Below are 22,212 nucleotides of genomic sequence, written 5' to 3'. Positions count from 1 at the left end.
GGATGAATCCACCAAATCATCTCAAACCAGGCGAAGCGGAGTGCCCTGCGGTGACGTCACCGCGGGAGTCCGTACGACCCGTCGAAAGGGCGGTCAAGGTGGCAACTGGGCTCCCGGTCGGCACCGCCGCGCGACGACAGTCGCGTTGGCGGGCGCTGGCGTCCTGGCAGAAGGCCGCCCTCGCGCTCGTCGTCCTGCTCGGCGTGCTCTGCGCCGGCCTCGCCACGCTCGGTTTCGGCCTGAGGCACAGGTACGAGAGTCGGGTCCAGCGCGAGGACATCCTCGGCCAGGGCACCGGCGACCGCGACGAGCAGCGGTGGGAGGCGGGCCCGCTCAACCTCCTGCTGCTCGGTTCCGACTCGCGCGACGGCGAGCCGGACCAGGGCGTCAACTCCGGGCAGCGGTCGGACACCATCATGCTCGTGCACATCGACGCCACGCGGGAAGCGGCGACGGTGGTCTCGATTCCCCGGGACAGCTACGTGCACGTTCCGGCGGCCGGGCGGGCCTGGGCCGGTGGGCTGAACAAGATCAATTCCGCCTTCGCGTTCGGGGGTGCCGCGCTGGCCGCCGAGACCGTCGCCAGACTCACAGGTCTGCCGCTCGACGGCGTGCTCGTGGCCAACTTCGCCGCCGTACGCAGGATGGTCGACGCCGTCGGCGGGGTGAACGTGTGCCTGCCCTACGACGTCGGGTCCTCGACCAGCGGGACGAAGTGGTCGGCCGGCTGCCACGACCTGGACGGCAGGGCCGCCAACGACCTCATGCGGCAGCGGCACGGGGTCCCCGGGGGCGACTTCGGGCGCATCCACGACCAGCAGCTCGTCGTCCGGGCGCTCGCCGAGAAGGTGACCAGCACCGACCTGCTCACCAACCCCACCCGCCTCGACCGGCTGCTGACCACGGCGGCGGAGTCCCTGGTGGTCGACCGCGACCTGGACCTCGGTGACCTGGTGCTGGCCCTGCGTCGGCTGCGACCGGGGGCGGTGCGGTTCGCGACCGTACCGTTCAGCTCCCCCCCCCCCCCCCCCCCCCACCCCCCCCCCCCCCCCCCCCCCCCCCCCCCCCCCCCCCCCCCCCCCCCCCACCCCCCCCCCCCCCCCCCCCCCTCGACGCGGCTGCTGACCACGGCGGCGGAGTCCCTGGTGGTCGACCGCGACCTGGACCTCGGTGACCTGGTGCTGGCCCTGCGTCGGCTGCGACCGGGGGCGGTGCGGTTCGCGACCGTACCGTTCAGCGACCCCGGCCTCCAGACCCCCGTCGGCTCCGCCGTCCAGCTCGACGAGGCCCGCGCCCCGGCGCTCTTCGCGGCCCTGCGCGAGGACGCCGTGGCCGAGTGGCTGGCGGCCAACCCGCAGTCCCCGCCGCGCAACTGAGCGCACCCGGCCGCCGGGACCAGCCACGCGGGCCGGACATACGACGGCGGGTGCGGATCAGAGGGCCACTGCCGCAGCAGCAGCGCGGCGTACCCGGCGGCCAGCAGCAGGACGTGCACGGCGAAGTGGCCGCGTACGCCACCGCCGCCGAGCAGGGTGCCGAGCACCGCGCCGCCGACCATGCCGACGGGCAGTACGGCCCACGGCCAGACCGGCGGCCTCGGATCTCTCGCGCACCTCGCCTGATCTCCTTCGTCCCCGGGCAGGCACCTCGGGGTCGATGCCAGCAGCAAGCATGGCGTCCGGAAGGCCACCGCACCCCAGGAACGGGATTAACGGGCATTGTTCGCAGAAGCACCTTTACCTGCGAACAGGTGACTTTTGTTAATAAAGTCCACACGGAGGGTGGGTCCCTCGGTTAACGTCTCCTCGCCAAGAGGGCTGAGAGAACCGGGGCCCACCCGCTCGTCCCAAGGAGCTTCACGATGGACGTGCCAGACCTTCCCGCGGAGGGCAAGCCGCCGCACGACTGCGGCCCCCGGCGCATCCTCGTGACCGGGGGTGCCGGCTTCATCGGCAGTCACGTGGTCGCACGGCTGATGTTGATGGGCAGCCAGGTCCGGGTGCTCGACAACTTCTCCACCGGTCGGACCGAGAACCTGGCAGAGGCCGCGTTGGGCGGGATGCCGGGGTTCGACATCGTGGCGGGCGACATCCGCACCCCCGAGGGAGTGGAGATCATCGGTCACTGGAAACCCGACGTGGTGGTCCACCTGGCCGCCCAGGCCGGCGCCCCGGAGGGCGACCCGGCTCCCCTCTACGACGCCGACCTGAACGTCTTCGGCACCGTCAACGTGCTCGACGCCTGCGTACGCAACGGCGTCGGGCTGTTCGTCTACGCCGCCAGCAGCGCCATCTTCGGCGACGTGCCCAGGACCGAGCTGCCGATCGCGGAGGGCTACGGGACAGCCCCGACCGGCCCGCACGGCATCAGCAAGGCCGCCGCGGTCCGCTACGTCGACTGGTACGGGCGCCACCACGGCCTGGCGTACACGTCGATGGTGTTCAGCAACGTCTACGGGCCGCGCCAGAGCGGCACCGACTGCGGCGTGGTGACGCTGATGGCCGACGCGTTGCTCGACGGGCGCCCTGTGACGATCACCGACGACGGCGAACAGACCCGCGACTTCGTGTACGTCGGCGATGTCGCCGAGGCGGTGGCCGTCGCCTGCCACCACGAGGGCGTCGGCATGTTGCACGTCTCGTCCGGACGGCAGACGACCATCAACGAGGTGTACCGGGCCGTCCGCGAGGCCACCGGCGCGACCGTCAGCCCCCACTACCGGCCGTCGCCGGAGCTGAGCGGGATCCGGCACATGGCCCTGGACAACAGCAGGGCCAGGGCCATGCTCGGTTGGCAGCCGACGGTCGGCCTCAGCGAAGGGGTGCGCATGACGGTGCGCGACGTGCGCCGTCGCAAGGCCGGCAGGCTGGTCCTGCCGCCGCCCCAGGCCCCTGCCCGGGTGCTCACCGACCACTGACGGGAGTCGCCGGGTCCGGGTGGCCGTACCGCCGGCGCCGCGCCGCGCTCCACCAGTCCCGCCGTGCGCGGTACCACTCGACGGTGGCCGTCAGCCCCTCGTCGAACGGCACCCGGGGGGCGTAGCCGAGTTCCGCGCTGATCCTGCCGATGTCGAGTGCGTAGCGCAGGTCGTGGCCCTTGCGGTCCGGCACGTGCACGACGCTGTCCCAGCCGGCCCCGCACGCCCGCAGCAGCCGTCCGGTCAGCTCCCGGTTGGTCAGCTCGGTGCCACCACCGATGTTGTACACCTCGCCCGCCCGCCCCGCCGCGAGCGCGAGCACCACCCCGCGGACGTGGTCGTCGACGTGCAGCCAGTCGCGCACGTTGCGGCCGTCGCCGTACAGGGGGACCGGGCGGCCGTCGAGCAGGTTGGTGACGAAGAGCGGGACGATCTTCTCGGGGAACTGGTACGGGCCGTAGGTGTTGGAGCCGCGGGTGACAGTGACCGGCAGGCCGTGGGTCCGGTGGTAGGCGAGCGCCAACAGGTCCGCGCCGGCCTTGCTGGCCGAGTACGGCGAGTTCGGCAGCAGCGGCGACGTCTCCGACCAGGCGCCCTCGGCGATGGAACCGTAGACCTCGTCGGTGGAGACGTGCACGAACCTGTCGACCCGGTGCCGCGACGCCGACTCCAGAAGCTGGAGCGTGCCCATGACATTCGTGCGCCCGAATACGGGACCCGACTCGATGGACCGGTCGACGTGCGTCTCGGCGGCGAAATGGACGATCGCGTCGTGTCCGGCGACGAGCCGCTCGACCGTACCGGGGTCGCAGACGTCGCCCTCGACGAAACGCAGCCGACTGTTTCCGGCGACGGACGCCAGGTTGGCCGGGTTGCCGGAATAGGTGAGGGAATCCAGCACCGTGATGTCGGCGCCGACCAGCTCGACGTGCTCGTCGGCGATGACCGTACGCACGAAGTGGGAGCCGATGAACCCGGCGCCCCCGGTAACCAGAATGTTCATCGGAACAGAATAGGCGGGGCCTCCGGACGCGTTTCCGAAATTCCTGTCCGTGATTCTCTACAAGCGCGCCTGCGGCAATTCGGTGCGGTCCGGCGGGCGGCAGCGGTGGGGTTTTCCGTCGATGTCTCGATCTGCACATCCGGGGCTACGGCTGGCTGTGGTCCTCGCCGGTTCGAGCTGAGTCGTTGGGTGACATCGGGCGGTGCCGGCGCTGTCCGGGGGTGCTGTGGCGCCGGGGACCGCTGAGTCGTTCACGACATCAGCTCGGAAGCGTCTCGGGTGCGGGCCTCCGCCGGTCGGTACCGGGCGGGTCCTGGCCACCCGAACCAACGACCGGCGTGCGGCCGCCGGCCGGGGACACGCCGTCACGTCGCGGCCGGCACCGGCTGGTCGAACTGGGTGCGGTACAGCTCGGCGTACCGGCCGTCGCGGGCCAGCAGGTCCGGGTGCCGGCCGCGTTCCACGATCCGGCCCTGCTCCAGCACCAGGATCTGGTCGGCCGAACGGATCGTGGAGAGCCGGTGCGCGATGACCACGCTGGTCCGGCCGGCCAGGGCCTCGCCCAGCGCCGCCTGCACGGCGGCCTCGGACGTCGAGTCGAGGTGTGCGGTGGCCTCGTCGAGGATCACCACGCGCGGGCGGCTGAGCAGCAGCCGGGCGATCGTGAGCCGCTGTCGTTCACCGCCCGAGAAGCGGTACCCGCGCTCGCCGACGACCGTCTCCAGGCCGTCCGGCAGCGAGCGGATCAGGTCGGCCAACCGCGCCCGGCGCAGCACGTCCCACAGGTCGTCCTCGCTCGCGTCCGGCCGGGCGTAGCAGAGGTTGGCGCGAATCGTGTCGTGCAGCAGGTGACCGTCCTGGGTGACCACCCCCAGGGCGCCGAAGACCGAGCCGGCCGTCAGGTCACGCACGTCGAGGCCGGAGAGCCGGACGGCGCCCCCCTCCACGTCGTAGAGGCGGGGCAGGAGCTGCGCGATCGTGGACTTGCCCGCGCCCGACGAGCCCACCAGGGCGACCAGCTGACCGGGCTCGGCGCGGAACGAGATCCCGTGCAGCACCTCCTCGCCCGCGCGGGGGTCGAGCTTCGCCACGTCCTCCAGCGACGCCAACGAGACCTGCTCCGCCGACGGGTAGCCGAACCGGACGTCGTCGAACTCGACCGCCACCGGACCGTCGGGCAGTGGCCGGGCATCCGGCCTGTCCTCGATCATCGGCTTGAGGTCCAGGATCTCGAAGACCCGCTCGAAGCTGACCAGGGCGCTCATGATCTCCACCCGGGCGCTGGCCAGCGACGTCAGCGGCGCGTACAGGCGGGACAGCAGCAGGGCGAGCGCGACGACCGCGCCGGCGTCGAGTTGGCCGCGCAGGGCGTACACGCCGCCCAGGCCGTACACCAGGGCGAGCGCGAGGGAACCGACGACCGTGAGGGCCGTGATGAAGACCGTCTGCAACATGGCCGTGCGGACGCCGATGTCGCGCACCCGCCGCGCGTGGACGGCGAACTCGGCGGACTCCTCCGCCGGTCGGCCGTAGAGCTTGACCAGGGTGGCGCCGGGCGCGGAGAACCTCTCGGTCATCCGGGTGCTCATCGCCGCGTTGAGGCCGGCGGCCTCCCGTTGGAGCCGGGCCAGCTTGCGGCCCATCCGCCGGGCGGGCAGGACGAAGACGGGCAGCAGCACCAGCGCCAGCAGGGTGATCTGCCACGAGAAGGTCAGCATCACCGCGAGCGTGAGGACCAGCGTCACGGCGTTGCCGACCACGCCGGAGAGCGTGTCGCTGAACGCCTGCTGCGCGCCGATCACGTCGTTGTTGAGCCGCGAGACCAGGGCGCCCGTGCGGGTCCGGGTGAAGAACGCGACAGGCATCCGCTGCACGTGGTCGAAGACGGCGGTACGCAGGTCGACGATCAGCCCCTCGCCGATCCGGGCCGACTGGTAGCGGGTGAGCAGCCCCAGCCCGGCCTCGGCGAGCGCGATCAGGGCGATCGCCACGGCGAGCCGCACCACCGTGGACGTGTCGGTGCCGGAGACGATCGTGTCGACCACCCGCCCGGCCAGCACGGGTGCGGCCACGGTCAGCACGGCGGCGAGCACGCTGCCCGTCAGGAACCACGCGAGCAGGCGGCGGTGCGGGCGCGCGAAGCCACCGATCCGCCTGAGGGTCGCCCTGTCGAAGGGGCGCTTGTCACGCTGGTGCATCGCGTGGTGCAGGGACATCCATGCGGTGACTTCCATGCTCATGCCGCGAACCTAGGACCTCGAGCGTGGTTGAGGTCAAGCATCCGGGCGTGCCGCCGGCCGCGGCGGCGCGCGATGTCGGCCCGCCGCGATACCCTGCGTGCTGATTTCCTTACGCTGTCGTCGTGCGAGGAGGAACCCATGGTGCGACGTGAACCGGTCGCGGCACCGTCCTTCGCCAGCGAGGGCACCAGGCCGGTGCCCTGGTCGCGGGCGCGGGAGCGGCTGGCGGAGGCGGAGGAGTTCTTCCTGTGCACCGTCCGGCCCGACGGCCGGCCGCACGCCGTGCCGCTGCTGGCCGTGTGGCTCGACGACGCCATGTACTTCTGCTCCAGCGGGTCCGCGCACAAGGTCGACAATCTGGCGGCCAACCCGCACTGCGTCCTCACCATCGGCGGGCCCGACCTCGACCTTTCGCTCGAAGGGGTGGCGACGCGGGTCACCGAGCCGGCCCTCCTCAAGCGCGTCGCCCAGACCTACGGCGACAAGTACGGCTGGGAGGTGACCCCGGTCGGCGAGGGGATCGACGGCGACGGGATCGGTCCGTCGCCGTACCTCGTCTTCGAGGTGGCTCCCACCAAGGTCATCGGCATGGACAAGGGGTCCGGCTTCAGCGCCACCCGGTGGCGCTTCGACTGACCACGTCCGTCGTGGGCCTCGGCGGCGTCTCCGGGCACGGGCACCGGCCCGCCGTCGAGGGCGCGGTCGTCGAGGGCGCGGCCGTGGGGTTGATATCGTTCGCCGTGCCGGCCCACCTGGCCGGCGCGACCTCCGCTGCGCGTGTCCCCGACGCCCCCGGGCGCGGTCGTCGTCGACCGGAAGCGACCGGGGCAGTCGAGAGCCGAGGCGATGATGACGACCTTCAGTTGGTCGGAGCTTCGGCGCGCACCCGTCCACGAGGACGACCACCTGCTGGCGCTCAACAAGCCGCCGGGCATCTCCGTGATGGGCGAGCGGCACACCGAGTCCCTGACCGACCTGGCCGCCGCCGCCGGTGAGCCGGTGCACTGGGTGCACCGCATCGACAAGGTGACCTCGGGCCTGCTGCTGCTGGCCAGGACGCCGGCAGCGCACGCGTCGCTGACCCGGCAGTTCGCCGACCGGGGTGCCGACAAGCGCTACCTGGCCTGGGTCGAGGGGGTGGGGCTGCCCGACCGCGGCACCATCGACCTGCCGCTGCGGCCGGGCCGCAAGGGCACCGTCCGGATCGCCGGGGAACGCGACGCCATCAGCTACGACGCCGACCGCCGCCGCTTCGAGCTGCCGGAGTCGGCCGTCGACGCGACCAAGCCCCGCTACGAGTCGCGTACGGACTTCGCGACGGCCCTGGTCAGCGGGGACCGTACGCTCCTGGTGCTCAAGCCGGTCACCGGTCGGCGGCACCAGATCCGGGTCCACCTGGCGTGGCTGGGCCACCCGGTCGTCGGAGACCCGCTGTTCCACCGTGGGCAGGCGGAGCGGCGCACGTACCTGCACTCGTGGGCGTGCGAGATCACCTGCGACTGGCGTGACGAGCCGCGGACACGGTTCTGGGCCCCGCCCGGCGGGGAGTTCCTCGACGTCTTCGCCGACGGCAGCGAGCCCCGGCTCGACGAGGCCCTCGAGGCGCTGTCCGCCTGACCGGCGCGAACCGCCGCCGACCGTTGCACGCGGCGCGGAACCGGCCGCGCGGCCCCCAGCCGTGATCCGCCGGTGGCGGCGGCCGGAAGTTCCAGCCGAGGTGGGCCGTAGGTGTCGTTTCCGGCGAATCCGGTCCCTTGTTCCCCCTCGGCATAGCGGCGCGCCGGGCCCGACCATTAGGCTCGGTTGCTGAGCGGGGCCGTCGGACATCGTCTCTACTCGATGTCGGGTTGCGAGTTTTGGCTGGTTGCGGCACCGAAGGGTAGGACGGAGTGACCCGAGACGGCGAGCCAGGGGCCGACTTCGCCGAACGCGAGGACAACAGACGCGTGGCGTACGAGGTGACCGGCGCGCCCGACGGCTTCCCCGTCTTCCTGCTCCACGGCACGCCCGGCAGCCGCCGCGGCCCGAAGCCCCGCGGCATCGTCCTCTACCGCATGGGCGTGCGGCTGATCGCCTACGACCGACCCGGCTACGGCGACTCCGAACGCCGCGAGGACCGCGACGTCGCCGACGCCGCCCGCGACGTCGAGGCGATCGCCGATCACCTGGGCCTGGAGCGGTTCGCCGTCGTCGGCCGTTCCGGCGGTGGCCCGCACGCCCTCGCCTGCGCGGCCGACGCCCGGCTGCGCGGCCGGGTGACCCGGGTGGCGGTGCTGGTCAGTCTCGCCCCGTGGAACGCCATCGAGCTGGACTGGGTCGGCGGCATGAACAACGGAAACGTCCGCGGGTTCGGCGTCGGCAGCCCCGACACGGCCGCCGTCGTCGAGGAGATCCGCCAGCGCGCCGCGCGGGCCGCCGCGGACCCGCGGCTGCTCCTGGCGGACCTGCGGACGGAGATGAGCACGGCGGACCGCCGGGCGGTCAACGACCCGGCGCTGCGCCGCCTCATCACCGACACCTACGCGGAGGCGCTCCGCTCCGGCCCCTACGGGTGGATCGACGACGTGCTGGCGTTCCGCCGCCACTGGGCGTTCGACCTCGGGGCGATCGACACCTCGGCGACGCCGGTGCGGCTGTGGCACGGCGCCGACGACAACTTCGCCCCGGTCAGCCACGGCCGCTGGTTGGCCGCGCAGATACCCGGTGCCGAGATGGACGTGCGGCCCGGGGCGGCGCACTTCGACGCCGTCGAGGAGCTGCCGCGCATCCTGCGCTGGCTCGTCGACCCCGACGTGACGCTCAGCGCCGACCTGCTGATCGGCGCGCGGCCCGGTCAGTAGGGGTGCGGGTCGAGTACCCGGCGCACGTACCGCCCGTCGCGTAGCACCACCACGCTGGGATGGTGCTGCCCGATCCGGTTGGCGAGCCGGTCGGCGAGGCGCATCCGGCCGATGCTCACCCGGCCGCCGGACAGCGCCTGGTTGGCGGTCTCCAGGTTGCCCCGGCTGCGCAGCGTGTCCGGGTGCTCCGGCCCGAGCACCTCGGTGAGTTGCTCCACCACGGCCCGCAGCCGGTCGCGGCCCTGCTCCTGATCGCCGGCGAGGATGCCGAAGACCGCCACGTTGTTGGCGGCGGCCATGGTGAACGGGTGGCGGTCACCGAGCGTGGCGCGCATGCCCGCCGCCGCCAGCTCGGTGAGCGACCGGCCGGTGTCGGTGTCGCCGGCGTCCCACCGCGCGACGCCGAGGTTGATCCGGCAGACCAGCGAGTACGGGTGCTCGGCGCCGAACACCCGGGCGAACATCCGCTCCACCTCGTCCAGCTCCGTGAGGGCCTGCGCGCTCTGCCCCTGCAACATCAGGTTGGCCGTCCGGCTGAGCCAGCTGAACAGGGTGTCCGGACTGGCCGGCCCGAGGGAGGCCAGCAGCCGCTGGTAGGTCTCGTCGAGCAACTGGGCGGCCTCGGCGATCTCCCCGGTGCTGCGCAGCGACACGGCCAGGTTGGCCTGCGCGGTGAGCACGTCACGGGAGTGGTCGCCGAAGACGGCCCGCAAGCCCGTCACCACCTCGCGCAGCAGCGCCACGGAGCCCTCGTAGTTGCCGGTCTCGCGCAGGTCGCGGGCGAGGTTGTTGGCCGAGGCCAGGGTGTTGGGATGCTCGGGGCCGAGGACGACACGCAGCCGGCGGTGGGTGGCGTCGTCGCCGTCGAGGGCCCGGTCGAACATCCCCATCAGCCGGTAGGACGCGGCCAGGTTGTTCGCGGCGGTCAGGGTCCGCCGGTGGTCCTCGCCGAAGACCTCGACCGACGCGGCGTACGTCCGCAGGTCGCGTTCCAGGGCCTCCGGGTAGCGGCCCAGGGTCCGCAGGTCGGCCCCGTATCCGCCGGCGGTCATCAGGGTGTAGGGGTGGCTTCCGCCGATCAGTTCCTCCTGCTGGCGCAGGGTGTCCTCGTCCAGCCGGTGGGCCTCGGCGAACTGGCCGAGGCGGCGCAGCAGGTTGGCCAGGTTGAACCGCAGGTGCAGCAGTTGGACGCGCAGCTTGCGGTGCTCCGGCCCGTCCGGCGGCAACTGGGCCAGCCGCGCCGACCAGACGTTGTCGGTCTCCCGCGCGTAGCGCTCGCCCTGCTCGTAGCCGCCGTTGACGTAGATGTAGCGGACCCGGTCGATGACCAGCTGCCGGACGTCGTCGTCCTCGCAGGAGATGGCGTCGGAGCCGTCGAGGTGCGGCCAGAGCACCCGGAACCGCTGCTGGTTGGCCGGGTCCTCCACCTCGCCGGGCGGGCGCGACCCCGCGAGGATCTGGTGCACCTCGTGTTTGGCGATGACCAGCTCGTCGTCGGACATCCGGGCCCGCAGGGCGGTCTGCAACAGCCGGTGCACCTGCACCCGGTGGGCGTGCGGGTCCAGTTTGATCAGGGCGAGCTTGTTCATCCGCTGCACCAGCGCCGCGGCGATGTCGCGTTCGGACACCCGGTCGGCGACCCGGGCCGCGACCATCGGATCGTGCGCGGCGACGACCCGCGCCACCTGGTCGCCGTAGAGCAGGTCGAGGGAGATCTCCGGGGCGAGCACTGAGGCGAGCTGGAGCAGGCGGTACGCCCCCGGCGAGCCCTCCCGCAGCCGTTGCAGCGGGAGGTCCCAGACCTCCGTCTGCAGGCCGGTGCGGCGCAGGCCGGTCAGGTATTCGTCGATCGGCGTGCCGGTGTCGGCCAGCCACGCCCCGACGGTCGCGACGAAGATCGGCACGTTCTCCACAGCGTCGGCGACCTGCTCGGCCTCGGCCACGCTCAGCACATGTTCGCCCAGCCGGGCACGCAGGTGCGACACGCTCTCCGCCCGTTCGAACGCCTCCACGTCCACCGCCCGGGCCAGGTCGCCCCAGTCCGGGTTGCGGGTGGTGACGAGCACGTGGCCGTTGCCCTGCGGCAGGTACGGCCGGACGTGCTCGTACTGGTCGGCGTTGTCGAAGATGAGCAGCCAGTGCGGTGGCGGGCTGCCGTCGGCGCGGCGCTCGGTCTGCCCCAACCGCTGCCGCAGGGCCCGGTTGGTCTCCGGGATCGTCGTCTGGCTCGGCAGGCCCAGCTCCTCGCTGAGCTCCGTCATGATCACGTCGACGAACTGCGGCGGGTCGGCGGCGACCCACCAGATGATGTCGTAGGCGCCCCGGAACCGGTGGGCGTACTCGATGGCGAGCTGCGTCTTGCCGAGGCCGGGGCCGCCGCGCAGCGCGACCGGCGCGCCACCGTCGCCCGACGCCTTCAGCTCCTCCCGGAGCCTGCGCAGCAGTTCCTCGCGCCCCGTGAAACGGGCGTTGCGGGCCGGCGCGTTGAAGATCGAGGCACGTATCCCCGGGAAGCGGGCGGGGCGCACGCCGGTCGCGCCCACCGTGCGGCCCACCAGCTTCAGCAGGTTGGCGGCCGCGTCCTCCGCGGTGAGGTCGTGCACGGCCGTCCAGCTTCCGACGGGGACGTCCGGCACGGGCGGGATGTCGTCGACGTGCACGGCCAGCCAGTTCGGTGCGGCCCGGTCCCGGTGGCCGTCGTGCAGGGCGCGTCGGGCCGCCAGGTAGGCCCGGGAGACCAGCCGGACCTCGCGGAAGGCCCGGCCCGCCGGCTCGGGCGCCGGCCCGTCCAGGTCGGCGGTGACGACCCGCAGGTCGGCGGAGTTGAGGACGGCCTGCGCCCACTCCGCCCAGACCTGGTCCTCGGGCACGTGCCGGAGCACGATCAGCTCGTCCACCACCGTCGGCTTGCGCTCGAAGCGCTGCACCGTCCGGCGGCGCAACTGGTCGTCCATCCGGGGCAGTCCCGTGATCCGGCCGTTGGTGACGTGGCTGGTCAGCGTCTCGTACGCGGACAGCAGGGTGGTCCGGCCGCCCGGTTCGTCGCCGAACGTCGCAAGCGTCTCCTCATAGGCGTAGTACGCGCGGTAGGGCACCTCGACGGTCAGCCAGTAGGCCTGCCGCTCGGCGTCGGTCATGCCGCCCGGCAGCCCGGCGAAGCGCTGCATGGCCAGGGACCGGCCGGCGTCCCGCTTGATCTTCTCCCCGTCGTCGACCCGCATCGGCACGGGCAGTACGCGACGCGCCCGCCGCCCCTCGTAGTCGCGGACCCGGGCGGCCACCGCGGCGGCGCCCTCGATGCCCTGGTCACTGAGGGTGAAGCAGTCGACCAGGACGTCGGGCAGGTGGATGGTGCAGATCTCGGCGACGTCGCTGATCCCGGTGCGGCTGTCGATCAACGCGTAGTCGTAGTGCCGCTTCATGTCCTCGCGCAGCGCGTCGAAGAACTGCGCGCCGCCGAGCCGGTTGTAGAAGTTGTCCCAGTTCAGGCCGGTCACGCTGGTCGCGTAGTCGGGGTTGTGCCGGCCGGCCAGGAGCAGGTCGAGGCTGCCTCCGCCGGGGAACTCCCAACCCACCGAGAACGCGTACCGGTGGACGCGAGCGTACTCCCGGTGCCAGTCGGCGGGCCGGGGGGTGGCGGCGTCGTCCTCGCGCTGGCGGGCGTTCTCCCACTCGTAGTCGAGGATCAGGTCCATCACGCCCCCGGTGGTGGAGACCTGTTCGGGATCGAGGAACGGGGCGTAGAACCGGTGCAGACCGGGAGATTCCAGGTCCCAGTCGGCGACGAGCACCCGCTGACCGTTCGCGGCGAGGATCCACGCGGTGTTGGCCAGCGCCATCGTGCGGCCCGTACCACCCTTGTAGGAGTAGAAGGTGACGACCTGGCCTTCGCGCGACGACGTCATCGCTCGTCCTTCCCTCGCATCGTGTCGAACGACCGCACCGGCGGCAGACCCGCGCCGGAGTCCGGCGGCCGGGCCGGTCGCAGGCTCGGCCTCGGGACGGCCGGCCCGGCCGGCGGATCCACCGGACCGTGCCGGAGGAACTGCTTGCGGGCCTCTGTCACCAGCAGCGGCGCGTAGCGCTCGAACTCGTCGATCGCGCGCGCCGGCAGGATCCGGGGGAACCCCGCGTCCTGCAACGTACCGGCGATCGACTCGGGTGCCGACACACCGCGTGCGTGGCCGGTGGCGATGACCAACGGCACGACCCAACGGGGCAGGCCGTCCAGGGCGGCCCTGGCGGCGGCGGCGCCGGTGGCGGCGTCCACCAGCACGACGGTGGGACTCTCCGGCGCCAGGACCCGCGCCGCCGGCAGGTCGACGACCCGGGTGGGCAGGCCGAGCCGCTCGGCGGTCGCGGCGACGTAGTCGGCCACCGCCAGCTCGTGCTGCCCGGCGTACGGCCGCCACGGGGCGTGGTCGGTGAGGGCGGTCACCACCAGCGCCGGGCCGTCGCCCTCGGCGACGGGGTGGCTGGCCAGCGGGGCCGCCCGGGAACGGGCCAACGGCTGGCTCTCGGTCACCGTGACGATCCGCTCCGCCAGCGCCGCGAGCACGCTCTCGTACTGGCGGCGGTAGGCGCTGAGTTTGCAGAGGGCGCGCAGCCCGTTCTCCGCGTAGTCGGCTCGGTCGTCGGCGTCGGGGACCAGGTCGAGCGCCTGCGTCGTCTCCGGCCGGTCGCCCCAGGACGGCAGCGGCAGCCACAGCACCGGCAACAGGTGCCGCTCGGCCTGCGCCGGGGCCAGGCGGGTCAACCGGCTGCGGAACGACTCGCGTTCCCCCAGCGCCCACGCGTTGCGGAAGTAGTTGGGCGAGTGCAGCGGCACGAAGACGTGCGCGAGGCTGAGCGCCTCGGTGAGCGTCTGCCGGAAGTCGGCCCCCGGGCTCACCTGGCCGTCGAAGAAGCCGGCGTCGCGGCCCCCGCCCCTCGTGGCGACGCGCTGCACGGCCGCGCAGAGGTCCTGGAAGAACCGGCTGACCCAGTATTCGGTGTCCGGCCGCGGCGCGACCGACAGCGGCACCGAATGGGCGTAGCTGAGGAAGAAGTAGGTTTCCCGACGGGCGGCGACACGGGCCGGCGGGTGGTCAGGCCACGTCATGCCCGCCCTCCTCGAACGTGGTGCGCAACTGCCGCACGTCGGTCGGGACCTGCGCCCGCACCCAGTGCGTCTGGTACGCGCGGGCGATCCGCTGCGCCAGCCGCCAGACCACCGCGTCGTAGGCGTCCTTGCCGTTCTTGCCGAGACTGAGCAGGCCGTAGATGCCCTCGTCGTGGTACTGCGGGGCGATGTCCGGTGGCAACCGGGTCGGGGTGAACATCTGCCGCCGGGACACGGCCGCCGGCACCCGCCGACGGTCGACCACCGACCAGTTGACCGGAATGACCGGCGTGTCTCCGGCGGACGGCTCGGCGCCCGGCCGGTGCCGCACCTCCCGGCGCGTGAACGCGTCCCACTCCCGGGCGCACCAGGCGCTGTTCAGGTACTGCGGCGAGATCAACGGGATGAAGACCTGGCACTGGCCGGCGGCGTGGGCCAGATCGTCCGTCCACACCTGCCCCCCGTCGAGCATCCGGTCCAGGAAACCGGCGGTGCGTCCCGGGCCGAGGCCCAGCAACTCGACGACGTGGTCGGACAGGTCGACGAAGAGCTGGAAGACCTTCTGGTTGGTGTCGCGTGGGGGTGCCGCCACCCGGTTCTTCGTGCGGGCGTAGCTGAGAAAGAACACGGGGGCGCTCTCGTCCTCCGCGTACGCTTCCTCTGCCACCTACGGCTCCCGACCCGTGCAGCGAACCCGAGTCGCCCACAGTATCGACCACCGCCAACCCGGCGCTGCCCCGTTCGTCACCGGCGGTGCTCATCCATCCACCCTCGAGCGAAGTCGACGGCCACCCGCAGGGCCACGAGCCGGCAGTCGGCGTCGCCGACCCGCCCGGTGCGCACCGGCCCGGCGTCGGTCAGGGCCCGGCCGATCAGCGCGAAGTCCGCGTCGTGCACGTCCGGGGCCCGGAAGTCGCGCCGGACCCGCCGCCCCGCGCGGTCGAGCACATAGCAGCGGTACGCCCGGTCGGCCGGCGGCCGGCGCAACCGGTACTCGGCCAGGTGGAACGCCGTGCAGACCGACCAGTCGACGCCGATCAGCAGCACCACGGCGTCGGCGGCGTAGAGCGCGCCGAGGGGCGAGCGCTCACCGAGGTGGCAGTCCAGGTCGTGGACCGCGGTCAGCCGGGCCGCGGCGGGGCCGAGGGCCGCGAACGAGGTCTGCGGATGCCGGCTGCGCGTCGCACCCGGCTGCCGGCGTACGTGTTCGGCGAAGACGCCCATGCCCTCGGCGGGGCTGCGCCGCGGGTCGAACGGCGCGATGGCCGCCTCCGCCGCCGCGACCTCGGCGGCGGTCATGCCCGCGGTCGCGGCCCGGAACCGCCGCGACGTCGTGGAGTTGCCGGCCGTCTGGGCCGGTACGACCACAGTGCCCGACGCGCCCAGCACGTCCCGCAGCGCGGCCAGCAGCACACCGGGGCCGCCCGCCACCCGCCCGAGGCGGGACAGGGCGCAGTGCACCAGCACGGTGCCGCCCGGCGGCAGCCCCAGCGCGCGCAGGTCCGCCGTCAGCGTGCCGCGCCGCAGCAGGCCGGCGGTCACGACCACCCGTCCATCGTGGCGCGCATCCCCCGGACGAAGCGCTCGCCGGCACCGGTCAGGACGCCGAGGCCGAGCAGGTCGTCGACGGCCCCCTCGGTCCATCGCCGGTAGCGACGGAAGTGGCCAGCGGCGGCCGGGCCGGGCCGCCGGCGCCACACGTCGGCGACCGCCAGGTGGGCGTAGACGCCGTGCAGCACGCCCTCCACCGGGCGCGGGTCGTCCCGCCACGGCACACTCAGCCGGCGGGTGTCGTCGCGGTCGAACAGGTCACAGACGTCCAGCACGGCGGCGAGCTTGAGGTGCTGCACCTCGTGCACCAGCAGCACGGCGAGGGTGGCGTCGTCGGGTACGGCGGTGACGGCCACCGCGCCGAAGGCGGCCCCGGCGGCGGCGCTGCGGAACCGGCCGGTCGGCTCCGGGCGCAGCGGCACGAGGGCCCGCAGCAGGGTGCGGACCCCCGCCGCGTACTCGGCGGCCTCGGCGTCGACGCGCCGCACCGCCCGCTGCACCTGCCGCGTCCAGCGCAGCGCGGCGGCACCGGTCAGCCGAGGTTGCACCGGCACGTCGTAGCAGTCCCGGTGCGGGTCGGTGTCCTCCAGCAGCAACCGGCCCCCGTCGAACCGGGCGGTACGCACCGGCCGCCACCCGTCCGGACCGTCCTCCCGGGCCGGGTCGCCGTCGCGGCCCGCGCCGACGCCCACCCGCCGGCCGGCGAGCCGGACGTCCCCGTCGTCGGTGCCGAGCCGGACGACGCCCCGCTCGGCGCCGACGGCGAGCGCGCCGAGGGTCGGCAGGCTGACGACCCCGTCGCGCACCGGTACGGGCAGGTCGATCCGCACCCGGGCCCGCACGGCGGCGGACGCCGCCACGCAGGCCAGGTAGGACAACTCCGCCGCCCCGTCGCGGCACCGCCGGGCCCAGCGGCGCACGAACGGGTGACTCAGCACGTCGCGGACGGCTTCGGGGTGCCCGTCGTCCAGGCGCACCAGCAGCCGCCAACCGTCGGCCGCCACCGGGTCGCCGGCGGCCCGCTCGCTGAGCGCCACCAGCAGGGCGCGCACCAGCGCCAGGTGCACGGCGGCCAGTTGCCCGGCCGAGGCCGCCGTGCCCGCGCCGGTGGCGAGGTCGTCGAGGACGTCGGGGCTGAGCGAGTCGGCGGGGTGGGCGGGCTCCTCGGCGGGCGGGGCCGTCGTCACCACCCGCACGAGCCTCAGCAGGTCGGGGCAGTAGGCGGACGGGTTGTCGAAGCCGTTGCCGGACCGGAACCGGTGGGCGTAGAGCCCGCCGCCGCAGTGCGCGACCACCGGGCACGCGCGGCAGGTCGCGCAGAGGCCGGCGAGACCGGTCTGCCGTACGGCGATCGCCGGATGGGCCGCGGCGTCGTCCACCGAGTGGCGGAAGACGTCCAGGCCGGTGGCGGCGGCGCCGTCGAAGGCGGACTTGAGCGAGTCGACCTGTTCGAAGGTGCCGTCGGTCTCGACGACGACCAGGTCGGCCGGGCCGAGGCCGACCGCCTCGCTGCGGCTGCCGTGCCCGGACGCGCTGGCCAGCAGGGACTCCAGCAGGCGGATCGGCACCGGCCGCCCGTCGGCCAGCCAGCGCCGGTGCACGGCCAGCAGCCAGTCGGCGTACGGCGTGGCGAGGCCGTCGGGCCGGCCGGGCGGGTTGTCCCAGTTGGCGTGCGGCAGCAGGAAGTCGACGTGCGGCGGCTCCTCGGCGAGCAGCGCCTCGTACACCCGGATCGGGTCGTTGGCGAGGTCGACGGTGCAGAGGATGCCCGCGTAGCTGGTGCGGTAGGCGGGTCTGCGCAGCAGCGCCAGCGCCCGCAGCACGTGGCGGTGGCTGCTCGCCCCGTTGGCGTGGCGGCGGTGCCGGTCGTTGGCGGCGCGGTCACCGTCGAGCGAGATCCCCACCTTGACGTCATGGGCGACCAGCACGTCGCACGTCGCCGGGGTCAGCAGCACACCGTTGGACTGCATCCGCAGGTCGAGCCGGGCCACCGGGCCGATGACGCGTCGCAGCGTGGCGGCGGTCGCGTCGAGGCGGGCGGCGCCGGCGAGCAGGGGCTCACCCCCGTGCAGCACCACCCGCACGACGTCGAGGCGGTGTGCCGCCGCGTGCTCCGCGATCCGCCGCGCGACGGCCGCCACGGTGGCGGGGGCCATCACCCGGGGCTGGCGGCGCCAGGACTGATCGGGGTGTTCGTAGACGTAGCAGTGGTCGCAGGCGAGGTCGCAGCGGCTCACCAGCTTGAGTACGTACTGCGTCAGCGGGGCGACGGGTCCGGCCGGCGGCCGACCCGGCCCGGCGGGCTCAGATCGCAGAGATGAAGGCCGCGACATCGACACGGGCCGGACGATCCTCCCTGCGGCTGGTGACCCTGGCGACCGAGCGGGCCCGGTCGAGGGAGATCCGGCCGAGCGGGGTGCGCCGGAGGTCGTCCAGTGGCGGCGAAGCCGGATCGGGCTGGCATACGGTGCGATCCACGTCGGTGCCCCCATTTGGGTAGGGAGTGGACGAACGGCCGCCCGCCACGATGGCCCCGGCGGCTATCGACGATGCTATATGGCACGGCCAGTGATGTCACGGCTGCGCAGCGCCATCCTGCTCGATCATCCTGGCCATCCAGCCCTCGTTGGAGAGCGAGATGATCCGCTCCGCCTCGGCGACGAACGCGGCGTCGTCGGCCCAGCCCGGACCGGCCTCGCGGGCCGTCCTCAGCCGGGCCAGCTGATCGGCGGTGCGGGCGTACTCGATCTGCTGGTGCTCGTACTGCTGGGCGGCCCCGTAGCCGATCAGCGCCGTGGTGACGGCCGCCGCGACACCGATCCAGGCGGTGAGCCCGAGGCCGTCGCCGAGCACCCCGACCGTCGCGGAGACGAGGGCGGTGGCGATCGTGAGCCCCGTCGCCGTGTACCGCACCCGCCGGGCGGCACGGGCCGTCCGGCGGGCCGCCGGCAGGTAGTACTCGTCGATCTGCCGCCGCACCCGCTGCGTCACGTACGTGGACACGTCGGAGACCGCCGGCAGCGGCCGGGCCTGCGCCGGCGCGTCCAGGGTGCGGCCGACCAGGTCACCGACGTCGTCCATGAGCACGTCCAACCGGCCGAGCAGCACGGCGTCCCGGTCCGCCCCAGCGAACGGGGCGACCCCCGCGAGATAGCGGTAGGTGTCCGCCTTCAGCGCCTCGGAGACCGAGCGGAGCCGCGTCCAGGCGTACACCGCGTCCCGGGAGGCCCACCGGGACGCCAGCGGCACCAGGAGCAGCGCCGCGGCGGCGACGATCGCGAGCGCCCGGCCCGCGCCGGGTCGGGCCGGGCCGAGCTGGTTGGCGAGCGTGCCGCACACGGCGGCGGCCACGGTGAGCGCGGTGACGGCCAGGCGCGCACGGGTGATCACCCGCTTGGCCTCACCGGCCGCCCGCGACCAGGCCGCCTGCCGCTGCCAGACCGTCGTCACCGCCGCCGGGACATCGAAGTACGCCACGACCGGATGGTAGGACGACCGCGCCCGCGTCGGGGGGCACGCCGACCAGCGGCCGGGCGGCGGCCGTCAGCGGGGCAGAAAGCCGTCGTACGCCTCGTCGTACCAGTCGGCCTCGTTGTGCCGGCGGATCACGCCGTGGACCCGGGTCAGCATCAGCCAGTCGTCGTTGAACACCAGCGCCGCGTCCTCGGTCCGGTTGGCGAGCACCCGGCCCACGGTCCGCACCATGTGGGGTCTGCCCAGCTCGGCGAGCGCGTCCTTACGCATGTGGAAGCCGACGTCGACGTGGGTTTCCGGCTCCCAGGTCCATCGGACGTCGTCGGCCTCCGCCTCGTAATATCCGTCGCCGCCCGATGTGATGCTGACGACGAACCCGCACTCCTCGTCGAGATTGGCGCTGAGGAGGCGGTTGCCGGCGGGCGTCGGTGTCTCGGTGGCACCCGGAGCGACGAGCTCGGCCACCCGCTCCAGCGGGATGTCGCCCGCGAGCGTGAGTCGATAGGTGATGGACATGTGTTCGGCCTTCCTCAGTCCAGCCGGACGATCTGCACGATCGTGCCGCTCCGTGTGACCGCCACCAGTTCCTTCAACGCGGGCACCGGCCAGTCGTCGAACTGCTTCTGCAGGGCGGCGGGGTCTCCGCCCCAGTCGTGCAGGTTCAGCATCACGCGCTGGGTCTGCGCGTCCGTGACCTTTCTCCTGACCGCGCTCCCGATGGCTCGGACTGAGGTGGTGGGAGCGGGAGCGTAGCAATCGAAGACGTGTCCCTCGATGAGGTAATCCGGTGACCTCTTCGGGTCGATGACGTCGCCGGTGTCCAGTCGCGCCCGCGCGATCTCCTGTTTGGTGGGGTTCTGGTGCACCCGGTAGCCACGGTCGGCGATCCTGTCGGCGCCCTCGTTCTCCAGCTCCAGGCTGCGGCGTTCCGTCGGCCTCTCCTTGCTCGGGATCGGGGTGCGCCGCCCGGCCGGCGCGCCGCCGGGGGTGCCGGTGGCGGGCCTGGTCCAGGGCGCCAGAGCGTCGGCACCGCCCCGGGTGGGTGCGGTGGGCGCGGGGTCCGCGGTGGTGGGGCTGGTCGGCGTGGTGCCGCCAGCCCCGGTCAGTTTCCCGCCGATCCCAGCTGGCGTGCCTCGGCGACGGCCGTCTCGACCGTCTGCCGGGCGGTGGTGGTGCGGGCGACGATGAGCGTCAGGACCTGCTTGATGCTCTCCAGGGACTGCACCAGCGGTCCGGGTTGGCCGCCGTGCAGGACCGTGGTGACGAGTTGCCGGGTCTGGTCGACCTGGGCGATGGTGGCGGCGGCGGTGTCGTGGATGCCGTCGATCGTGTGCTGTACGGGTGCGAGGCCGGTGATCGTCTCGTGCGCGCTGGCCCCCTGCGGGACGGCCGAGGTGGTCTTGGTGGCCTCGCCGATCGTCGTCGCGAGACCGCCCAGGCCGCCGCGGATGGTCGAGATGGCGTCGCGTATCCGGGCGAGGCCGGCCGCCACGGCGGCGAAACCGGCGCCGGCGGCGCGCAGGGCCGCCTCCTGCGTCTGGTTGTCGGCGGCGGCGGCGAGGGTCTGCGCGCGGTCGACGCCGGTCGTCAACGCGCGCAGTTCTCCGGTGATCTTCTCGATGTGCGACACGCGCGGACTTCCCCGATCGACGACAGTGTGGTGCTCGAAGCTGAACCTAGCGACAACTGCCCGGGGCCACCAGAGCGTGCGGGCGTCGCCCGGCCACAGCGTGCGGGCGTCGCCCGGCCGGAGGGGCCGGGCGGGCCGCCGCGACCGCCGGCGAGAATCCGGCCCGGGTGCCGGGGGCGCCCCCGGCACCCGGGCCGGTCGTACGGTTCAGGCCGGCGCGGCCGTGGCCTTGCGGTGCCGCTCGGCCCGCCGGCGCACCTGGGCGTACGCGCTGGTCAGCCCCATCGCCCGGCGGACCTCGACGAGCGTCTGCCGCACCTCGCGACGGGTGCGTTCCGTGCCCTCGAAGATCAGTTGGTCGACCAGTCCGGGCTCGGCCTCGATTCCGGCCCGGCGCTCCCGGATCGGGTCCAGGAACCGGTTGAGCGCGACGGCGAGTTTCTCCTTCACCTCCACGTCCCCGACCCGCCCGGCCCGGTAGCGCTCCTTCAGTTCGTCGACCTGCGCCCGGTCGGGATTGAAGATGTCGTGGTACGCGAAGACCGGGTTCCCCTCGACGGTGCCGGGCACGTCGGCGCGGATCCGGTTCGGGTCGGTGTACATGCCCAGCACCGCGCGGCGGACCGTCGCCGGGTCGGCGGAGAGCGCGATCGCGTTGCCCAGGCTCTTGCTCATCTTCGCCCGGCCGTCCGTGCCGACCAGGGTCGGCGTCTCGGACGCGATCGTCTCGGGTACGGGGAACACCTCCCCGTAGAGGTGGTTGAAGCGCCGGGCGATCTCCCGCGTCACCTCCACGTGCGCCGCGTTGTCCTTGCCGACCGGGACGACCTGCCCCTTCACGCAGAGGATGTCGGCGGCCTGGAGCACCGGATACCCGAGCAGGCCGTACGGCATCTCCTCCTTGCCGGCGTCGCGCGCCATGTCCTTGAGGGACGGGACGCGTTCCAGCCGGGGCACCGTGACCAGGTTCTGGAAGAGGGTGTTCAGGTCGCCGACCTCGGGGATGGCCGACTGGAGGTAGAAGGTCGCCCGCGCCGGGTCGACGCCGGCGGCCAGGATGTCGGTGACCATCTCCCGGGCATTGCCCGCGACCCGCTCGATGTCCTCACGGGTGTTGCGGGTGGTGAGCATGTGCAGGTCGGCGATGATGAAGAAGCTCTCGTAGCGCTGGTGCAGCCGCACCCGGTTGGCGATGCTGCCGACGTAGTGGCCGAGGTGCAGCCGCCCGGTGGGGCGGTCCCCGGTGAGCATCCGTGGAACGGGCATGGTGGTACGCCTTTCGTGCCTGGTGGACGAGGTGTGCGCGGGCGCGCGCCAACCGGGGGGGGTGTCACCCCGGGTCGGATCGGGGTCGGCTCAGAGAGCCGACCGCCATCGCGCGCCGTCGCGGAACCGCAGTCCACCGGCACGAAGTACGTCGATGATCCGCTCGCGGCCGTCGCCGCAGCGGATCGGG

18 protein-coding genes (1 of these 18 running past the window's edge) are annotated in these 22,212 nt (G+C 73.3%); 5 read left to right on the top strand and 13 right to left on the bottom strand.

Annotation, left to right across the window (positions count from 1 at the left end):
- Nucleotides 1-98 precede the first annotated feature (98 nt).
- Together ACQ452_RS27445 and ACQ452_RS27440 are read left to right on the top strand one after the other, a co-directional pair.
- Nucleotides 99-1,376 carry an LCP family protein gene (locus ACQ452_RS27445; RefSeq protein ID WP_433388579.1) on the top strand — a complete coding sequence of 426 codons (1,278 nt, stop codon included), beginning with the start codon at nucleotides 99-101 and terminating at the stop codon, nucleotides 1,374-1,376.
- 485 nt (nucleotides 1,377-1,861) lie between these two features.
- On the top strand, nucleotides 1,862-2,917 hold the full coding sequence (locus ACQ452_RS27440; protein WP_433388577.1) for an NAD-dependent epimerase/dehydratase family protein: 1,056 nt from the start codon (nucleotides 1,862-1,864) through the stop codon (nucleotides 2,915-2,917).
- On the opposite strand, the gene rfbB is transcribed toward ACQ452_RS27440, so the two are convergent.
- Both rfbB and ACQ452_RS27430 read right to left on the bottom strand, forming a co-directional pair.
- Nucleotides 2,904-3,920, bottom strand: a complete 1,017-nt coding sequence (gene rfbB, locus ACQ452_RS27435) for a dTDP-glucose 4,6-dehydratase (protein WP_433388575.1) — start codon at nucleotides 3,918-3,920, stop codon at nucleotides 2,904-2,906. The genes ACQ452_RS27440 and rfbB overlap by 14 nt on opposite strands.
- 365 nt (nucleotides 3,921-4,285) lie before the next feature.
- Complete coding sequence (locus tag ACQ452_RS27430) at nucleotides 4,286-6,160, bottom strand: ABC transporter ATP-binding protein (RefSeq protein WP_433388573.1); 1,875 nt, start codon at nucleotides 6,158-6,160, stop codon at nucleotides 4,286-4,288.
- 138 nt (nucleotides 6,161-6,298) lie between these two features.
- Between ACQ452_RS27430 and ACQ452_RS27425 the strand changes: the two genes are divergently transcribed.
- From ACQ452_RS27425 to ACQ452_RS27415, 3 genes are all read left to right on the top strand, one after another.
- The gene (locus tag ACQ452_RS27425; RefSeq protein ID WP_433388571.1) at nucleotides 6,299-6,796 is read left to right on the top strand and encodes a pyridoxamine 5'-phosphate oxidase family protein; all 498 of its coding nucleotides are present in this window, start codon (nucleotides 6,299-6,301) and stop codon (nucleotides 6,794-6,796) included.
- Nucleotides 6,797-7,009: 213 nt separating this feature from the next.
- Nucleotides 7,010-7,777, top strand: coding sequence for an RluA family pseudouridine synthase (locus ACQ452_RS27420; protein WP_433388569.1), 768 nt, complete (start codon nucleotides 7,010-7,012; stop codon nucleotides 7,775-7,777).
- 272 nt (nucleotides 7,778-8,049) lie between these two features.
- Nucleotides 8,050-9,000, top strand: coding sequence for an alpha/beta fold hydrolase (locus ACQ452_RS27415; RefSeq protein WP_433388568.1), 951 nt, complete (start codon nucleotides 8,050-8,052; stop codon nucleotides 8,998-9,000).
- Here the strand turns inward: ACQ452_RS27415 and fxsT are convergent.
- The 11 genes from fxsT to ACQ452_RS27360 form a co-directional block, all read right to left on the bottom strand.
- Entirely contained in the window at nucleotides 8,994-12,905 is a 3,912-nt protein-coding gene (gene fxsT, locus ACQ452_RS27410) for an FxSxx-COOH system tetratricopeptide repeat protein (protein ID WP_433388566.1), read from the bottom strand. The two genes, ACQ452_RS27415 and fxsT, sit on opposite strands and share 7 nt — an antisense overlap.
- Complete coding sequence (locus ACQ452_RS27405; RefSeq protein ID WP_433388564.1) at nucleotides 12,902-14,101, bottom strand: TIR-like protein FxsC; 1,200 nt, start codon at nucleotides 14,099-14,101, stop codon at nucleotides 12,902-12,904. The genes fxsT and ACQ452_RS27405 overlap by 4 nt, the downstream gene beginning before the upstream one ends.
- Nucleotides 14,088-14,768 (bottom strand): TIR-like protein FxsC, encoded by a 681-nt coding sequence (locus ACQ452_RS27400; RefSeq protein WP_433388562.1) that lies wholly within the window; start codon nucleotides 14,766-14,768, stop codon nucleotides 14,088-14,090. Before ACQ452_RS27400 ends, ACQ452_RS27405 begins: the two co-directional genes overlap by 14 nt.
- Nucleotides 14,769-14,845: 77 nt before the next feature.
- Nucleotides 14,846-15,643: an aminoglycoside N(3)-acetyltransferase gene (locus ACQ452_RS27395; protein WP_433394451.1), complete on the bottom strand. Its 798-nt coding sequence runs from the start codon at nucleotides 15,641-15,643 to the stop codon at nucleotides 14,846-14,848.
- Entirely contained in the window at nucleotides 15,640-17,985 is a 2,346-nt protein-coding gene (locus tag ACQ452_RS27390) for an FxsB family cyclophane-forming radical SAM/SPASM peptide maturase (RefSeq protein ID WP_433394449.1), read from the bottom strand. Before ACQ452_RS27390 ends, ACQ452_RS27395 begins: the two co-directional genes overlap by 4 nt.
- Nucleotides 17,986-18,226: 241 nt before the next feature.
- Nucleotides 18,227-19,129 (bottom strand): DUF4231 domain-containing protein, encoded by a 903-nt coding sequence (locus tag ACQ452_RS27385; protein ID WP_433388561.1) that lies wholly within the window; start codon nucleotides 19,127-19,129, stop codon nucleotides 18,227-18,229.
- 66 nt (nucleotides 19,130-19,195) lie between these two features.
- Nucleotides 19,196-19,642: a SitI3 family protein gene (locus tag ACQ452_RS27380; RefSeq protein WP_433388559.1), complete on the bottom strand. Its 447-nt coding sequence runs from the start codon at nucleotides 19,640-19,642 to the stop codon at nucleotides 19,196-19,198.
- A gap of 14 nt (nucleotides 19,643-19,656) precedes the next feature.
- The gene (locus ACQ452_RS27375; RefSeq protein WP_433394447.1) at nucleotides 19,657-20,079 is read right to left on the bottom strand and encodes a hypothetical protein; all 423 of its coding nucleotides are present in this window, start codon (nucleotides 20,077-20,079) and stop codon (nucleotides 19,657-19,659) included.
- Between the two features lie 149 nt (nucleotides 20,080-20,228).
- Nucleotides 20,229-20,756: a DUF6244 family protein gene (locus ACQ452_RS27370; protein ID WP_433388557.1), complete on the bottom strand. Its 528-nt coding sequence runs from the start codon at nucleotides 20,754-20,756 to the stop codon at nucleotides 20,229-20,231.
- Between the two features lie 207 nt (nucleotides 20,757-20,963).
- The gene (gene trpS, locus ACQ452_RS27365) at nucleotides 20,964-22,022 is read right to left on the bottom strand and encodes a tryptophan--tRNA ligase (RefSeq protein WP_433388555.1); all 1,059 of its coding nucleotides are present in this window, start codon (nucleotides 22,020-22,022) and stop codon (nucleotides 20,964-20,966) included.
- Between the two features lie 90 nt (nucleotides 22,023-22,112).
- On the bottom strand, nucleotides 22,113-22,212 hold the 3' portion of the coding sequence (locus tag ACQ452_RS27360; RefSeq protein ID WP_433388553.1) for a hypothetical protein. 77 nt of this gene lie beyond the right edge of the window; 100 of the gene's 177 nt are visible here — the last part of the coding sequence; its start codon lies off the right edge, out of view; it ends in the stop codon at nucleotides 22,113-22,115.

The sequence above is a fragment of the Micromonospora sp. KLBMP9576 genome, assembly GCF_050941805.1.
In the GTDB taxonomy this organism is placed as follows: domain Bacteria; phylum Actinomycetota; class Actinomycetes; order Mycobacteriales; family Micromonosporaceae; genus Micromonospora.
Note: the sequence above shows the minus strand (reverse complement) of the source record. Positions and strands in the feature narration are given on the sequence as shown.

Coding starts and splice junctions, on each gene's coding strand:
- ACQ452_RS27440 (WP_433388577.1), top strand. CDS start 1,862: ATGGACGTGCCAGACCTTCCCGCGGAGGGCAAGCCGCCGCACGACTGC.
- ACQ452_RS27430 (WP_433388573.1), bottom strand. CDS start 6,160: ATGAGCATGGAAGTCACCGCATGGATGTCCCTGCACCACGCGATGCAC.
- trpS (WP_433388555.1), bottom strand. CDS start 22,022: ATGCCCGTTCCACGGATGCTCACCGGGGACCGCCCCACCGGGCGGCTG.
- ACQ452_RS27390 (WP_433394449.1), bottom strand. CDS start 17,985: ATGTCGCGGCCTTCATCTCTGCGATCTGAGCCCGCCGGGCCGGGTCGG.
- ACQ452_RS27425 (WP_433388571.1), top strand. CDS start 6,299: ATGGTGCGACGTGAACCGGTCGCGGCACCGTCCTTCGCCAGCGAGGGC.
- fxsT (WP_433388566.1), bottom strand. CDS start 12,905: ATGACGTCGTCGCGCGAAGGCCAGGTCGTCACCTTCTACTCCTACAAG.
- ACQ452_RS27380 (WP_433388559.1), bottom strand. CDS start 19,642: ATGTCCATCACCTATCGACTCACGCTCGCGGGCGACATCCCGCTGGAG.
- ACQ452_RS27405 (WP_433388564.1), bottom strand. CDS start 14,101: ATGACGTGGCCTGACCACCCGCCGGCCCGTGTCGCCGCCCGTCGGGAA.
- ACQ452_RS27420 (WP_433388569.1), top strand. CDS start 7,010: ATGACGACCTTCAGTTGGTCGGAGCTTCGGCGCGCACCCGTCCACGAG.
- rfbB (WP_433388575.1), bottom strand. CDS start 3,920: ATGAACATTCTGGTTACCGGGGGCGCCGGGTTCATCGGCTCCCACTTC.